Source organism: Mesorhizobium sp. M3A.F.Ca.ET.175.01.1.1, from assembly GCF_004791945.1.
Classification (GTDB): Bacteria; Pseudomonadota; Alphaproteobacteria; order Rhizobiales; family Rhizobiaceae; genus Mesorhizobium.
In genome coordinates this window covers 1-352 of sequence record NZ_SRTP01000165.1, presented here as the reverse complement: position 1 = coordinate 352, position 352 = coordinate 1, and the positions used below count along the sequence as shown (strand labels likewise).

At 65.9% G+C, this 352-nt stretch carries 1 protein-coding gene; it reads left to right on the top strand.

Features of this window, described 5'->3' with window-relative positions; all coding sequences use genetic code 11:
* The coding region (locus EN818_RS31210) for an SDR family NAD(P)-dependent oxidoreductase (protein ID WP_135906670.1) at positions 1-352 on the top strand (352 nt) is incomplete at both ends.

Below are 352 nucleotides of genomic sequence, written 5' to 3'. Positions count from 1 at the left end.
TGATCGTCGAGACGGCGCAGATGCCCGGGCATGTGAAGGCGTTTCCTTGCGACGTCACCGACGAGACGGGGATGGCAAGGACGGCCGCCGCGATCGAGAAGGACATGGGGCCGATCGTGCTCGCGGTCTTCAACGCCGGCAACTACATCGCCACGCCGGGCGAGCATCTCGTGGTGCGCGATTTCCGCCGCTCCTTCGACGTCAACTATTTCGGCATCGTCAACGGCCTGGTGCCTGTCGTCGAGCATATGCGCGTGCGCGGGCGCGGCCATGTCGTTCTCGTCGGTTCGGTCACCGCCTATTCCGGCTGGCCGACCACCGCCGCCTATGGCGGCACCAAGGCGGCGATCAA